The following is a 15,257-nucleotide window of genomic DNA, read 5'->3' as shown; positions in this document are numbered from 1 at the left end:
GCTAAACTGAATCACACCCGCCCCAGTCCGAGAAGTCACGAACGAGTCAGCCCTTCAGGGACTTGGTATTAGAGGCTGGTGAGCAATTTTATTGCTCGATCCAAGTGTTTGATTCAGAATCGGTTTGGTGCTGGGCCGCGGAGGCGGATGCGGGCTGTTTCACGATCGAGGCCCGTGCCATGGATGTCAGTTCCTACGCCAGTGATCTCACCGATGCCGAATGGGCGCTGCTGGAGCCGCTGATCGCCCGCAGTCATCCCGCCGGGCGACGACAGACCTATCCCTTACGCCGCATCGCCGACGCCATCTTCTACCTGCTGCGGACAGGAGCTCAATGGCGGATGCTGCCGCACGAATATCCGCCACGCGACGCCGTCTTCTACCATTATACGCAGTGGCGGGAGAACGGCACGTGGGAGCACATCACTCAGGCGCTGCGCGAGAGTTATCGGCGCACGATCGGCCGGTCTGCTCAACCGAGTGCGGCGATCATCGACAGCCAGTCAGTCAAGACCACCGAGATGGGAGGGCCGCGCGGCTATGACGGCGCCAAGAAGGTGAAGGGCCGCAAGCGTCATCTGCTCGTTGATACGCAAGGCAATCTGCTGAAGAACAAGGTGCAGCCCGCCGACATCCATGACCGCGCCGGAGCTGAGGTCTTGTTGGAGGGTCTGCAGCATCTGTTTCCGGCCATCGAGCTGATGTGGGCAGACACCGCTTATCGAGGTTTGCGGGACTGGCTTCAGAAAGCCCTGGGCTGGAGATTATCCATCCCGCAGCATTGGTGGAGCGGCGGAACCTGGATGCGGATTGACGCAGAGCCACCGACGCGCCCGAGCGGCTTTCAGGTGCTCGCACGCCGATGGGTGGTGGAGCGGACCATCGGCTGGCTGACCACCAATCGTCGCCTCGCCAAGGACTATGAGCGCTTCGTCGAAACCGGCGAGATGCTGCTCTATCTCGCGATGAGCCGCATCCTGCTGCGCCGTCTCACTCGCAAAGGCGAAAGATAATTGCTCACCAGCCTCTTACAGATGGATAGGGCCATCACCATCACCGCGGTTGAAGTGACACGAGCCGAAATCTGTAATCTCGGAAGCTAGCTGCTTTGAGCAGGCGATGGCGAAATTCGATGGGCCTTGAATAAAACCGGCTCCCCTAAGAGCCCGCTGCCATTCCGATGACGATTGATTGGAGACAATGAGATCAACATTGTGTCGTTTAAGCGTCCGAATTGCGTGATCGACGACGTCACCCTCATATCCTGGAATGGTTAGCACATCCACAAGGCTACCAACCTTCATATCTCCAAACTGCTTATGACCCTGCATCTGTGTCGCCAAGACAACTGCCCAACCAACTGGACCTTGTTTGTTTTCAACTAGCACACGGATGAACCGTGAGTCACTTACAGGATAGAGTTGTGCCAAGGCTGCACGATCTCTAACTCCAATGAACTCGTAGATAGGCGACGCCTTCCGGAATATAGTGTCCGCCCATTCCCCGAATTCTAGTGCTTTACTAGAAGATGTGCGTCTAGCAGCGATTCTCACTGAACAGACTATTGCGCTCAAAGACATCCAAGCTTTCAGACTGATATAGCCCACACCCGTCAATCGAAGAAGATCAAGCGCAGCCCGGTATTTTGGATATTGCCGAAGAAAGACAATGCCTTTTAGGAATGCTTGAGGATGGACGATGTGGAAGAAAAAAGGAACGAGGTCTACTCGCCATCCCATCTTCCTAAGCATGACTGGGAGAGGCCGTTCGAGCCCTCCCATTCCCAAGCAATACAAGCGAGGCTGACGTGCAAGGCAGTCTAGGAGAATCTGGATACCTACCATTCCGTACGCGGGATTGATGGTCCCTTCGGAGAGCGGCAATTGATAATTGCCGGCAATGGCATCCTTCCCACAGCGTTGATAGGGGTGCCTCTTCAAGACATATCCCCCGCGCATAGTTCCATCCCGTTCAAGCGCAAGGTAACATTCACGCTTGAAGATCTGCGGATCTTCTTCAGTTTGTTCGGAGACTTTGTCTTCAGGAAAGCGAAAATTTATTCCTCCCGCGCGAATGCGTTCGTTGAAAGCATGCACCGCGGGAATGTGGGTGTTTTCATAGGGAACGACTTTAACGCTCACGTCGTCCCCCCGACGCAGATCTTGTGCAAAAGCCAGTTGCGCTCCAAACGAGACCGTTCAAAATCCGTGAGGATATGGTCGCCTTGCTGCTGCCGAATATAGTCAAGCAGCGTTCCAACAGGGACAAACCAGCCGTTTTTCTTTGCAAGGCGTCTGATCAGATGTTGAAATCGTGGGCAGACTTGTCCATGCGGATCCTCAAAATTGAAGGCGAAATGGGCATACATGATGCATGCGCCCCCTTCTTCCTCCAAGCAATCCTGATTCTTTTCCGAGATAGTTTGAACAAAGGACTTTACGTTCGAACCTTCCGACGATGAGAACCACTGCCTCACATAAGGTCTCGCCGGGTCGTGATAGGTGATTTGTGGAAAGGATTTGAGAGTGTTGATATGAGAGGTCACGAAGTTGCGGACATACACGATGCGATCCCGACAAAGATCACCCCAGAAGTAGTCACTTCCCTCGCAATGGCCGAAAGACCGATGCGGATTACGACCACTCATCAAAATATTATAGACTAATTTTTGGGCACCGGTCAGTCTCGCGGCGCCCCAATACATATTCTCCGCCAACCCGGTGTGATTGGCCATGGTTTTGGGATAACTCCCGAACAAATCCCGAAAGCGGTCCAGCCCACGTTCGATCTCAGGACGTTTCATACTGTGATAAGTGGTGCCGTGGAAACCAATCTCGAACCCTTCCGTCTGGAGTTCAAGCATATGCGCGAGATATTCCGGATCTTCGCAAGTTGCACCGCCATTTACAGGGATACCTTTTCCTTTCAGGGGCCAAACCGATTTCGTTGTTCGAAGACCATTATCACGCAAAAGTGCGTAGACGCGCTCATAGTTGCCTGGGACCGCAGAGTCCGTGTCGTCAAACACGGTAAATGCGAACGACTTTCCCTCAGGCCAGATGATCCCGCCCATCTTGCCCCTCCTGCGTGAGTGCAGATTTTATCTTTTCAAGCGAGTCAAGTTGCGGGATGTGTTCCATCTTAAATCTCACCCCAAACGCCTCCTCGAGGCCAAAGATAAGACTGAGATGTCCTACCGAGTCCCATCCAGCAACATCTTCCATCTTAAGGTCAGGCCTGTACTCATGATCAGAGATATCAAGCAGCGCCATAACCTTGCTCTTGAACTTAGAGTCGTCGACTACGACTGATCTACTCATTACTCCTCCTCAATCAACTAATAAGCATCTTCTTCGATTGATACATATGACTTGGGTATTAAGGTATCTGCCTGGTTTAGGGGCAGTATCCACCTACCAGTCTTCTCATCTTTGCGGAATCCTGCACGCGATAGAAATTCGGCGGCCACTTGGTTTCGTCCGCTCGGCACAAAGGACGCGATCAGCTCGCGGGCACCGGATGCCTGCGCTTTCTCAGCAAGGTAGCGGATGAGGCCATATTCGACTGTGCGTCCGATGACCCGGCAACTCAAAAGAAGGTTGTCGACTTCCCACTGATCCCGGCCCGTCGTAACAACAAGCACTCCGGTCAGCCCACTCTCACCAAGCCTATCCGAGAGATGAAGGGTAAGAATAATGACATCGTCGGAGGCCATCATTGAAAGCAATTCAGGCTCTTGATATCGCTTGGTCGTCAAGTTGAATTGATTGGTCTTATGGATAAGTTGTTGGACGCGCGCAAGGGTTACGTCCGTTACCACAGAAACCCGCCCCCGCATTTCTAATGATCGATAAACCTCTTCGAGGGAACCCATCTGACTCGCTAGTGAGCGGCGTTGCCTATCCTGAAAATACTGGTGGGATCGCTTGCGGTCCTCATCGGTTACGCGGAACATGTCGAAGCCGGGGTAAACTGCAAGCGCCCTGACAAAATCGCTGGGATCCTTTGGAGCCTCTAACACGTCGACGTCAGGAAGAAGTTGGCGGATGCTTTCGCATTCGAACGGGGAGTCGTCGAACAGGACCAAACTGTCCAACCCGAGGTTAAGCTCCTCCGCAATGCTGCGGAGGTTCTCACTCTTGGGCTTCCAGTTGATCCTATGCGTAACAAAATCGTTGATCCTGAGCTGCATATCCGGATGTTGCGCTATCGCCCGCAATGCATCTTCTTCTTCATTCTTACTGCAGATTGCCAGAAGTATCCCGTTCTGCTTGAGAGTTTCGAGCGTGCGCTGGAAGCGGGAAAATGCGTAGCCAAGTCCCTCGCCACCCACCCTGATACCAGTAATCCCATCCTCCCCGAGAACTCCTCCCCATAGGGTGTTGTCGAGATCCAAGACCAACACTTTTTTAGGAGGCCGAGTGAGAGCCAACGTAGCGCGCTCAACGGCTTCGCCGAGCAGTCTCACACCCTTCGGAGAATAGTACATACGTCCCAACATCTCAAAGCGAGGGTCGGTGAGGGACGCGATACCATGTGTCATAAAGAGCGCGGCTTGATCAATTAGATTGAACCAATTGTGTGCTTCCATGAACAGACGCAGCTTGGCGTTGATGTCATCTGCTCTCTTCTGAAGACGAAGCGTCTCATACAAGGGTTGCACTTGGAACGGATCGACGACGAGCGTTGTACACAGAACTCGTGTCATGCCTGCCAGATGCTGCAATCCGGACAAGAATTCTTCGAAGACATTCTCTGCATCTGGCAGATCTGTCAGGATGCGCGGAGAAAGAATGTATATCAGAAAGTCTGTTGGTTCGCGGTGAAAGGATGATTGAGGATCGACCGCCTCGATTCGCCAGGAGTTGAAATTTGCCTCCTTTACAATCCAAGACGACTTTGCGCCGAATTGTTTTTGAAGTGCTCGACCAATTCCGGAAAGCGTCGTGTCACCCGTGAGTAGCATGCTACCCATGCTCGCATCGCCTTTTCTACTTGCTGAAGAGAGGCTCTTGACCAGCCGTAAACGCCAAGTCCAACACTCTAATCCTATCACCTTGGACAACTCACTCGACAGTCACTCTTCTGGGTTGCACCTTAAGAGATCTTGTTGCGGCGACGGGCCTAACGGCGCCATTCCGGGCGCTGAAGATTATAAGTTCAAAGAGAATAGCGGCTCGCGTCGTGGCTTGAGGAGCTCAGCATACCTGCCCGGATAGAGATAAGTTCCTTACAAAGCCCTGCCTCGAGGAAACTGCTAGTGCGATCGCAATCGCCAATACAGTATCTGCATAGCGAAGCATGAGTATATGATGCCCGGCAGATAACTCAATCATGAATACTATTGTGAATCCCCAAATTATGTCACGATATTGCGACCTTCTTCCAGCAATCATCAAGCAACATAGGAGAATCAATAGCATCATAAATGGAATTACGCCCCCCTCCCCGAGGATTGTCAGGAAAGTATTATGAACACCCAGCCATCTGGTTGTCTCTATCCCGCCAGATGATACCTTGCGGATGCTACCTTCCATCGCGTGCAATTCGCCTAGGCCTGCCCCCCACGGAAAAACTTCTCTGATTTTCTCAACGCCATATTGCAGGAGAACATTGCGCATCGTTGTCGTCCTATCCGTGATCTCGCCACCTGCAAGGTTGAGAACATCGGCCAATCTCTCGCGTTGTTCTATCGAAAAATGGAACAGATCTTGTTCATATGCGAACCATAAAATAATTACGCCAGTGAGGAACGTTAGTAGTACTGATATCTTGGCTCTTAGAGATCTTTTTGTAAGCAGGAAGGCCGCCGTAAGAATGATGGCACCGAGCATTGCGGCCTTGGAGAAGGTCATTACAAGTGCGACAAACGCCACACCGCACTGAAATAATTTTCCAAGCCCATACTTCGATGGCAAGGCCACGACTAAGACGAGGCAGTATAGAGCGACTGCAGCTGCCTCATTCGGGTTTTCAAAGGAGCCGCTGGCGCGATCCCTTCCGTCCTCTAACTGGGAGCTATATGCAGCACTGAGTTCATGGACAACTTCGTATGGCCGCAAAAATTCCGAAAGAATAATAAATACACATGCAGTTATCAGGATCCACTTGAATGCATAGAGAATCTGGAGCCGCCCACCTTCATCTTTGCTGACAATCCAAAAATAAACTGCCGACATCAAAATAATACTTGTTGTATAAAGCGATAAATACTCTACTTTTATCTCTCCTCTCGTTAAGGGTGGAATCGAACCGGCAAACAAGTAGACACATATTGTCGCGAGCGCAAAAAAGTAAATATATCGCACACGCTCGATTCTCGCGTATTTGATGAGCAGAATAAGCGTCAGAACAAGCGCTATTGGAGAAAATAGCGACTCTCCGCCGATAAATTTGGCGCCGATACCGTTTAAATTAAGGCCTGTAAAAAGCAGCAGACACAAGCCCAGGGGATCAAGAGATCTTTTCGGTATATGGGCGGAGCTTGACATTCGCTTTCTTAGCCAATCCAAGATTTATCAGATAGTGGGTGCCACGAAACCGGATCATTGGTCGTTTGATAAGCTAGACGGCGCTTCAACGGGAGGACTGAGACTCTTCATTTGGGAGCGCATCCGGTGCTGACGATCGAGAAGATGGGTTTCAACAAATACCCGCTCATAATGCGCTACAATATGCTGCACATCGAAATTTCTGACGGCATCAGGACGTACCCTACAGCGCCCCTGATTTACGAAAAGATCTATTGCCTTGGCGAGAGCGTCTGGAGTGCAATCCTCAGAAAGAAGACATTCCGGGATCTTTTCGAGAACACTTTCTAATCCAGCTACAGGCGTTGCCACAATAGCTGTCCGACAGGCCAGCGCTTCGAGAACCACGTTTGGAAAACCTTCAAACCTAGAGGACAGCAGAAATCCATCAGCTTGGGAATAATATGGATAAGGATTGTGGATATAACCAAGCAACCTCACCCTATCCTGCACCTTCTGTTTAATAATAAGACTTTCTAAAGACTGACGCAAAGATCCGTCCCCAAGAATAGTCAAATTGACATTGCCATTGCGGGTTAGCGCAATAGCCTCTATAGCGAGGTCAAAACCTTTCTGCTCTTCTAGCCTACCGGCTGCTACAAGATTGAATTTGCCTGGGTCAAGTCCGGTGTTTGCAGGCTCGAGAATCCCTCTCTGTATAAAAGTGAAGTCGAGTGGGTTATGAATGACAGCCGCAGGCCCATCATGCCAATTCAACGAGCGGCGATAATCCTGCTCCATTGCTGTTGATTGAAACACCATCAAGTCAATGTGAGGGAGAACAAGTCTATTCACTGCGCGCCATAAGCCAGGTCTGCGGCGCATTCTAAGGTCCGCACTAAAAAGAATCGTAGGACGAGCAATCAGGCGGGTATGCCGTGGCCAGAATGGACGGGTAAACCCAAGCGCAACATTTAGATAGTCGAGGGTTGAAAACACGATATCGGGTTGGAGCCTCCACAAATGCTCTAGAATTTTGGTAAGCCCAAGACGCAGACGTCGAGCCTTTATATCGAACACCTGGATGTCGGATGGAACCTCATCAACGAGTACAGCATCATTATTGCTGACAATCAACAACGCGACATCGAACTTATCCCGAGATAAGTTCCGCAACAATGTCAAAACAACACGTTCAGCTCCTCCAGCGGTAAGCGATGGAAGAATGAACAGGATACGTATTGTTCTATCGCTCATATCGCATCTGCCACGCACGGAACATCAGGACACGCCATAAGTGCTCTGCGTAATCCCATGCTCCAGACTGATGGTCGCGCCATATTCTCTCGATTAGCTTCTTGTCCAAAATATCGTCACGAGAGTTCCCCAACAGAAGCAAGTCTGCGGCCCATGACCGGAGCGGCCCCCTTAGCCAGTCGCGAATGGGAACACCAAAACCCATCTTCGGCCGATCGAATAAACCGGATGGCACATATTCACGGAGTATCTGCCGCAGTGGCCATTTGCTCTCATTATTTCGTACTTTGAACGATGAAGGCAATGAGAATGCGAACTCGACAACACGATGATCAAGGAATGGAACTCGTGTCTCAAGGCTGACCGCCATTGCGGCCCGATCAACTTTCGTTAGAATATCTGTTGGAAGATAAGTTGCGGTATCAACTGCCGATACAAGCGAAAGTATGTCCCGTGCCGCGGCCGTCTTTGTGCCTACAGCCTCTAACCGGCACTCTGAAACTCCTCTGACCATTCTATCGGAAAATTCCGAATCGTACGAAAACGCCATGTAGCGCTCAGCGGGATCATTGTAGGTAAAAACATCCGAGAGAATCGCGAGGCGGCTTGCAGCAGTTTTGGGGCCGAGTCCTAAAGGCAGCGAGCGGAGATGCATTTGCATCCTCGGTGAATTGAATGCAAAGAGCAGAGCTCCAACGAGGTTTTTTGCCGGAATTCGCTCGAGGGCGGCTGCCGTGAGTTGTCTCTTGTAGCCACAGAACAATTCGTCCCCGCCATCGCCGCTAAGAGCAACGGTCACGTTACGTCGCGCGAGAGCTGTCAGGATAGCGGTCGGAATCTGGGAACTATCAGCAAAAGGTTCATCCCAGATATCCGGCAAGCGCGGGATAATGGTGAGTGCTTCTGATGTAGTGACAGTAAGTTCGGTATGATTTGTACCCAGGTATTGAGCTATGGCGGCGGCATACGGGCCTTCATTGAAGGAATTCTCTTCGAAAGCCATTGTATAGGTCTGGATGGTCCGGTTGGACAGTGACTGCATGAGAGCGACAACTGTAGCGGAATCGATTCCACCAGACAGAAATGCACCAACAGGTACATCAGCCACCATTTGCAGCGAGATAGCTTGCTTCAGAAGGCGGGCGAGTTCCTCTACCGCATCATTAGCTGTACCACGAAATGCATCAGCTTTCAGGGTCTCTTCGAGGGACCAATAGTTCTCTATCACGACGCGACTGCGACCTAAATCACTCCCGATGTGGAGAGTAAGGATCTGACCTGGCTCAAGTTTACGAATTCCCTCATAAATGGAGTATGGTGCAGGAACAGCTCTTTGGCAGAAATAGTGCCACAGGGCCGTCTTATCGATTGCAGCTGAGAAACCGGGCATTGAATGGAATGCTTTCAACTCAGACGCAAAGATAAACATTCCATTTGACCATCCGTAATACAGAGGTTTCTCGCCAAGACGGTCGCGAACAAGCGTTAAGGTATGTTCGGCCTTGTCCCATAAAGCTACTGAGAACATGCCGACACATCGCATGAGGGCACCATTCACTCCCCACGCATCAATTGCAGCAAGGAGGCTCTCTGTGTCCGATGTACTCCTCCATTTCCCTCTGACAGATGTTGATCCGGTACATGTGTCAGAACATCTATACTCTCCATCCGAAGTATCGAGTTCTCGGCGAATTTCGAGATGGTTATAGATCTCACCATTAAAAATAAGAACATAGCGTCCACTAGCGGACATCATCGGCTGATGACCGGCTGGTGAGAGATCGATGATGCTGAGACGGCGATGACCGAGTGCGACACCGGTAGCCATGTCGATCCAATGACCCTCATCATCAGGTCCTCTGGCAACTAAGGCATCCGTCATCTTCTGCAGAGTGTCGAAGATTTCGTCATGATGATACTTAGTCGGGAATAGGAATCCAGCAATGCCACACATAACATTCCTTCGCAGGAAGCATCGCTCGCAAAAAGTATTGTCAACATCTAAACTCTTGGTGCACGAGCAATACCAGAGCAGGGTCAGAGTATCATCAAGATAGGTTTTTCCCGACAGAGCTATTCCAGCTAAGTGGCCTTAAATTGGAGTACCTCTGCCGAATTATAACGACCCTATCTGGCGATTTCCCCGGCGTTATAAATTTTGGTGACAGAACCCTCAAAAATTCGCTTCTTAATATTGTTCAAAACGCCTCAATTGCGGCATCGCAACATGGTTCAACACGGCTGAGATGATCTTCTCGGCGTCGACCAATCACGGCCGCAGCGTGGCGACTTTAGCTCGTCGAGCAATCTGCAGTTGGCCGCTAACCGCCACATCGCCGAGCACTATAGCAGGCCGCGCGCTTTCGTATGGATCAAAACAGGCAGAGCCATCCTGGCCTGTGTGGACCTGCCCCTGGATGTGATCCACCGTCTGTGTAACTTTCCGGGCCTAGTGAGTTTGTTAGGAAGGCGTTCAGGGTCAAGCCGCCGAGCGCCATATGCGGCCTCGTCTCATCGGAATCTCTCCTCCACTTTCCGCTTCGTTGGATCCGCCACGAGCTTCTTAAGCCGGGTGTCTTGTCCTCAAGCATCTTGAGGCGTCGGATCTTGGCTACGCCCATGCCAGCAAACTGCTTCTTCCAGCGATAAAAGTTCCGCTCGGTGATGCCCATCTTGCGGATCGCCTCACCACTGGAGTGCCGCTTTCCGCTTCGCGCAACGCAAGGACGATCTGCTCTTCAGCGTAGCGCTATTTCTTCATGGCACTGCCCTCTCCTCAGGCTTCGCGTGCCCGAAAAATTTGCCCTCCGAATGGACCAGTTTGAAGGATCAGGACCACACGGTCAGCCATCAGCCTGAACCTTCCGACCGAGACAGTATACTAGGACATTACTCTAAACTCTGGCTTCATCGGGCTAACCGCGTGACTTAGAGTCGGTCCGAGCGATTCATGAGCTTTGACAAAGCCTTGCGATCCTGCGGGTCATGAGCCGGATCATGGCGAGTTGCACGAATGCCAGCTGCGTGCGCGTGAGGTTCTCAAAATCCTTGACCAGCCGGCGGCAGCGACCGAGCCACCCGAAGGTTCTCTCGACAATCCACCGCTTCGCGACCACCCCGAAGCCTTTGGCTGCCTCCGAGCGTTTGACAATCTCCAGAACCACCTTGCCGGTCCGTTTCGCGGCCGCGGCTGTTGCTGTGCCGCTGTAGGCGCCATCGGCAAACAGGCGCTCCAGGAACACGAACACGCGCCGCACACTCTTCAGAAGCGGCAGAAAGCCATCCCGATCCTGCACATCGGCCGGTGTCACATTCAGCCCGAGCATCAGGCCCAGCGTGTCGACGATAAGGTGGCGCTTCTTGCCCTTGACTTTCTTGGCCGCGTCATAGCCGATCGGATCGATGCGCCTCCCCCTTTTTCGGCGCTCTTGACACTCTGGCTGTCGACGATCGCGGCGGTGGGACTGGCGTGGCGTCCCTCAAGCTCGCGGACCTGCTGGTAGAGCGCGAAGTGCAGGCGGTCGAGCACGCCATCGCAATGCCAGCGCACGAACCAGCCGTGCACGGTGCCGCGCGGCGGCAGATCTTTGGGCAAAGCCCGCCATTGGCAGCCTGTGCTCAAGACGTACAGAACGGCATTGAGGATCTCGCGCAAGCGCTCCGGGACTGGCCCGGACCTCGTGCGACGGAGCAGAAATGGTCGCACCAGATCCCATTCGGCATCCGTCAGGTCGCTCGGGTAGCGCAAACCTGTGCGAGCGTAGAGACCTCGGCTCTCTGGGGTCCACATGGGCGCCTCCGCAAATCGGCGCCAACCAGTGAATCACAAGTCATTGCTCGGATTCAACTTTCACTCGGACAGGCTCTTAGATCGTGCGGACGGATTTGATCAGGATGAAACTGAGAGCCCAGGCGACGAACGAGCCGAAGCTCTTGGCGGTCTTGTCAGCGCATAAGGTGACGCGTTTGAAGCGCTTGCGCTTGCCGGAGGTCTGCTCGATGCGAGCTCGCCCACGATCGAGCGCCTTCGGCAAGAAAGCCGGCGGGTTCTTGTGGCCTTGGCTTTGTGCGAAATGGCCGGCGCACGCCCGCGAGCGGCCGCTCGACCGGATGATGCGGGGGGTGAGGAAGGGCTCAAGCTAGGACTGAAGTTCATGTTCCCAAAAAATCAGGGTGCTCATGACGACCTCCCGCAGAAAAATCCTTCAATGGCAGAAGTCGGCAGCGCTCGCCCAGTTCCTCATACCTGCCAAAGTAGTGCTAGCTGTCTGGTGGCGGAACGTTGTTGGGACCAAGTGCGTTGCGCGATTGAGGAGTATGCTTGGCGCTTTGACGGCCTGCGGCGCCGAGCTCCTCATCGCAGGAGGACATGATGCACTCCCTTCATCCGCAAGCCCGCACCACTCCAGCCGTCCGCCAGGAGATTGCCCGCTCATCCGAGCCGACGGGCGTGCTGGCCCAGCGCTTCAGTGTGAGCACCGAGACGGTCCGCAAATGGCGCAAGCGCGGCCCCAAAGACTGTCAGGACCACAGCAGCCGGCCGCACAAGCTGCCCTGGAGGGCCACCGAGGAGGAACGCGCCATCGTCTGCGCCCTGAGGCAGGCCACCGGCTTTCCGCTCGACGATCTGACCTTCGTGGTCACGCATTTCCTGCCGCATCTCAACCGTGATGCGGTCTACCGCATCCTCAAGGCTGAAGGCTTAGGCCGCCTGCCACCGGCGCAGCAGCGCCAGCGCCGGAGCGGCACCTTCAAGGACTACGATCTCGGCTTCGTGCACATGGACATCAAACACCTGCCCAAGCTGAGAACCGCCAATGGCGAGAGCCGCAAACGCTTCCTCTATGTCGCCATCGACCGCTGCTCGCGCTGGGTGCACCTGGCCGTCAAAGACGACGAGCTGGCCATAAGCGCGATTGCCTTCCTCAAAGAAGCGATCCGCGCGTTTCCCTTCAAGGTCACCCACGTGCTCACCGACCGTGGCTCGTGCTTTACCGCTGATGGCTTCGAGGACGCCTGCCACCAGTTGAAGGTGGAGCATCGCAGGACCAAGCCGTATACGCCGCAGACGAATGGTCTCGCCGAGCGCTTCAATGGACGGGTGCAGCGTGAAGTGCTCGGCATCACGATCTACAGCCATGGGGATCTGGAGACGCTGCTCAAGGGCTTCAACCAAGCCTACAACAGAAGACGCCAGCGCGTGCTCAAGGGGCGATCACCGGACGAGGTCGTGCGAAGCCGCTTGGTCGCTGAGCCGAAGCTGGCCAATCGGCGCGCGAAGCCACCCGATCCACACGCTTTGCCTCAAGCCCTCCAGGTCGTCGCTCACGCCAAGGAGGTCTCGCATCCAGACACCTAGCGGGCAAACCTTAGTATGCCCTTCTCAATTTACATAGTAGAATGCTGAGTCATATGATGCTCAGCGAGTCTTATTGACTGCCGAGTGTGAAGGTGCTGCAGAGATGGGCTGCGGGACTACTTTATGAGTTGCGAACTGACACATCCCTATTCGGTAATTCGAATGCAGCTCTTATCTCCGCTCGCTCTGTACGGTTCAGTGAGCAAGTGGTTCTGTATCCTTACTCGCCGTAAAGATAAAAATCACGTACGTTCGGGCTAAGCATGGCGGTTTGTGAGGTTTTTATCTAATCATCTGAGGCATTAAAATGGAAAGTTCTGAGATCAAGCGCATCCGACAAGTCTATGCAGAGTATCGTCAACAGGGAAGATGGAGCAGTCTCAACCCAGGCCGAGAGCACATAGAGGCTGAACGACTCAGGCAATTGAGTGCTACTTTAAAAAAGCAAAATCACTCGCTGTTTCGCTATAAAATTCTGGATATCGGGTGCGGAAGCGGTGATTTGCTTAATTGGTTTCATCAGGAAGGTGCTAAAGCTGAAAACCTCTTTGGTGTAGATCTGCTCCCTGACGAAGTCGATTCAGCTCGCCGCAAATATCCGAAATTAACATTCACTGAAGCGAATGCAGAGAACCTCGAGCTTCGAGATAACTCTTTCGACTTGATCTCAACCTTTATGGTTTTTTCGTCTATCTTGGACGAGCAGACGTCCAAGAACGTTGCAAAAACAATCACGCGCCTACTCAGGCCTGGCGGCGTAATTGCATGGTACGATCTCAGATATCCTAACCCAAACAATCCGAGCGTGCGCGCTATGACGAAGACCAGGATTCGTCAGCTATTCCCAAACTTTCACCTAAAGCTCCACTCGACAACTCTGCTTCCTCCAGTAGCCGAGAAACTTGGGCGACACACGGACCTGATCTACCCTTTGCTTGGAAAAATTCCTGTCTTCCGCTCCCACTACGTTGGCTTACTTGAGCAAGGATATAGCGCCCCCCTGTCTGGCAGAGGCTAATATATCGTGGCCGCATACCTTTATATTCATAAACAACCTCAAAAATAGTTATATAATACACAATCGATATAATATAATAAGCCTCATTGATAGATAATTTATTGCAGTATGATAATAATTGCGCGGCAATAACATATATAACATCAACACGATTACTCCATTATCTCACCCCTTTCACCGTCCCATCTCTGGGAGTAACTCATAATATAGGCAGATGTCCGCTTTGCCTTGCAAAAGGCCAGTGCTATTTTCATTTAGGTCATACAAGCATTCGGTATGGCAAACTCTAGCATTAACGTGAGTGAAGCACCCACACGCAGACCTATCAGAGCGTAATGTCATCGAGGCACGACCTCATCCCGAGAAAGGTGCCTGAGCGCCGCATCATAACAGGAGACATGGATGAAAGCCGTGATCCAATCAGGTGGCAGAGGAACTCGCCTGAGGCCTTATACTTCCGTCCTGCCGAAACCATTGATGCCGATTGGAGCTAAGCCGGTCATCGAGCTCCTTCTCAAGTGGCTTCGGCGGAACGGTATCGAGGACATCTATATCACGACCGGATATCTGGGCCACCTCATACGCAGCGTCTGTGGAGACGGCAAGCAATGGGGCATGAATATAAGCTACACGCAGGAAGCGGAACCGCTCGGTACAATTGGCCCTTTGACCCTCCTGCGAGACAAATTGGATTGCACATTCCTAGTCCTTAACGGTGATGTACTAACCGATCTGAGCTTGAGCGCTTTCACTTATCATCACCGCAGCCACGGACATCCACTCACAATCGCCACAGCAACCAGAGAAACAAAGATGGATTTTGGTGTCGTTGACGACATGAGTGGTGTTGTGACGCGGTTTCGAGAGAAACCTACCTTATTGAACTGCGTCAGCATGGGTGCGTACTGCATGGAGCCGGAGGTTCTTCAGTATATCCCCTCAGGCATGCCGTTCGGTTTTGATGACTTGGTATTTTGCATGATGGAAAGAGGCGTTCCGATACATACCTACAAGCACCAAGGTCTCTGGCTCGACATCGGTCGGGTCGAAGATTTTCATAAAGCGCAGGAAATTGATTGGGATGAGCAAGTTCCATCATTTGCAGCAAGCGCAGTTTAGAGTGTGGATGAACAAAAATTCTTGCAGTGGGAAA

General features: G+C 52.4%; 13 protein-coding genes and 1 pseudogene. 4 read left to right on the top strand and 10 right to left on the bottom strand.

From position 1 onward, the window contains the following. Positions 1 to 179 precede the first annotated feature (179 nt). Positions 180 to 1,013, top strand: coding sequence for an IS5 family transposase (locus JO965_RS13190; protein ID WP_203439360.1), 834 nt, complete (start codon positions 180 to 182; stop codon positions 1,011 to 1,013). 15 nt (positions 1,014 to 1,028) lie between these two features. Here JO965_RS13190 and JO965_RS13185 read toward each other — a convergent pair whose 3' ends face one another. The 10 genes and pseudogenes from JO965_RS13185 to JO965_RS13140 form a co-directional block, all read right to left on the bottom strand. After that, positions 1,029 to 2,141, bottom strand: a complete 1,113-nt coding sequence (locus tag JO965_RS13185) for a hypothetical protein (protein ID WP_203439359.1) — start codon at positions 2,139 to 2,141, stop codon at positions 1,029 to 1,031. Then, positions 2,138 to 3,073 carry a hypothetical protein gene (locus tag JO965_RS13180; protein WP_203439358.1) on the bottom strand — a complete coding sequence of 312 codons (936 nt, stop codon included), beginning with the start codon at positions 3,071 to 3,073 and terminating at the stop codon, positions 2,138 to 2,140. Before JO965_RS13180 ends, JO965_RS13185 begins: the two co-directional genes overlap by 4 nt. Continuing rightward, a complete protein-coding gene (locus tag JO965_RS13175; protein WP_203439357.1) occupies positions 3,051 to 3,320 on the bottom strand; it encodes an acyl carrier protein in 270 nt (89 codons plus the stop codon). The genes JO965_RS13180 and JO965_RS13175 overlap by 23 nt, the downstream gene beginning before the upstream one ends. Positions 3,321 to 3,337: 17 nt before the next feature. After that, positions 3,338 to 4,975, bottom strand: a complete 1,638-nt coding sequence (locus JO965_RS13170; protein WP_203439356.1) for an HAD family hydrolase — start codon at positions 4,973 to 4,975, stop codon at positions 3,338 to 3,340. 223 nt (positions 4,976 to 5,198) lie between these two features. Beyond that, entirely contained in the window at positions 5,199 to 6,491 is a 1,293-nt protein-coding gene (locus tag JO965_RS13165) for an O-antigen ligase (RefSeq protein ID WP_203439355.1), read from the bottom strand. Positions 6,492 to 6,545: 54 nt separating this feature from the next. Next, positions 6,546 to 7,727, bottom strand: a complete 1,182-nt coding sequence (locus JO965_RS13160; protein ID WP_203439354.1) for a glycosyltransferase — start codon at positions 7,725 to 7,727, stop codon at positions 6,546 to 6,548. Then, entirely contained in the window at positions 7,717 to 9,681 is a 1,965-nt protein-coding gene (gene asnB, locus JO965_RS13155; protein WP_203439353.1) for an asparagine synthase (glutamine-hydrolyzing), read from the bottom strand. The genes JO965_RS13160 and asnB overlap by 11 nt, the downstream gene beginning before the upstream one ends. A 593-nt stretch (positions 9,682 to 10,274) precedes the next feature. Continuing rightward, positions 10,275 to 10,458 (bottom strand): annotated as a pseudogene (locus JO965_RS47870) (transposase); the annotation flags it as partial. 217 nt (positions 10,459 to 10,675) lie between these two features. After that, positions 10,676 to 11,517 (bottom strand): IS5 family transposase gene (locus JO965_RS13145; protein WP_371826785.1). Its coding sequence is split into 2 segments (ribosomal slippage): positions 10,676 to 11,148 and positions 11,148 to 11,517, totalling 843 coding nucleotides; the frame shifts between segments, so codons are not numbered across the junction. 76 nt (positions 11,518 to 11,593) lie between these two features. Next, positions 11,594 to 11,761 (bottom strand): hypothetical protein, encoded by a 168-nt coding sequence (locus tag JO965_RS13140; protein WP_203439350.1) that lies wholly within the window; start codon positions 11,759 to 11,761, stop codon positions 11,594 to 11,596. A 338-nt stretch (positions 11,762 to 12,099) separates the two neighbouring features. Between JO965_RS13140 and JO965_RS13135 the strand changes: the two genes are divergently transcribed. The 3 genes from JO965_RS13135 to JO965_RS13125 all read left to right on the top strand — a co-directional run bounded on the left by JO965_RS13135 (position 12,100) and on the right by JO965_RS13125 (position 15,223). Next, positions 12,100 to 13,086 carry an IS481 family transposase gene (locus tag JO965_RS13135; protein WP_203444173.1) on the top strand — a complete coding sequence of 329 codons (987 nt, stop codon included), beginning with the start codon at positions 12,100 to 12,102 and terminating at the stop codon, positions 13,084 to 13,086. Between the two features lie 307 nt (positions 13,087 to 13,393). Continuing rightward, a complete protein-coding gene (locus JO965_RS13130) occupies positions 13,394 to 14,104 on the top strand; it encodes a class I SAM-dependent methyltransferase (RefSeq protein ID WP_203439349.1) in 711 nt (236 codons plus the stop codon). Between the two features lie 402 nt (positions 14,105 to 14,506). Then, positions 14,507 to 15,223 carry a nucleotidyltransferase family protein gene (locus tag JO965_RS13125; protein ID WP_203439348.1) on the top strand — a complete coding sequence of 239 codons (717 nt, stop codon included), beginning with the start codon at positions 14,507 to 14,509 and terminating at the stop codon, positions 15,221 to 15,223. Positions 15,224 to 15,257: the final 34 nt, after the last annotated feature.

Source organism: Microvirga sp. VF16 (genome assembly GCF_016864375.1).
Lineage (GTDB): Bacteria > Pseudomonadota > Alphaproteobacteria > Rhizobiales > Beijerinckiaceae > Microvirga.
This window is presented reverse-complemented; position numbering and strand designations above follow the sequence as displayed.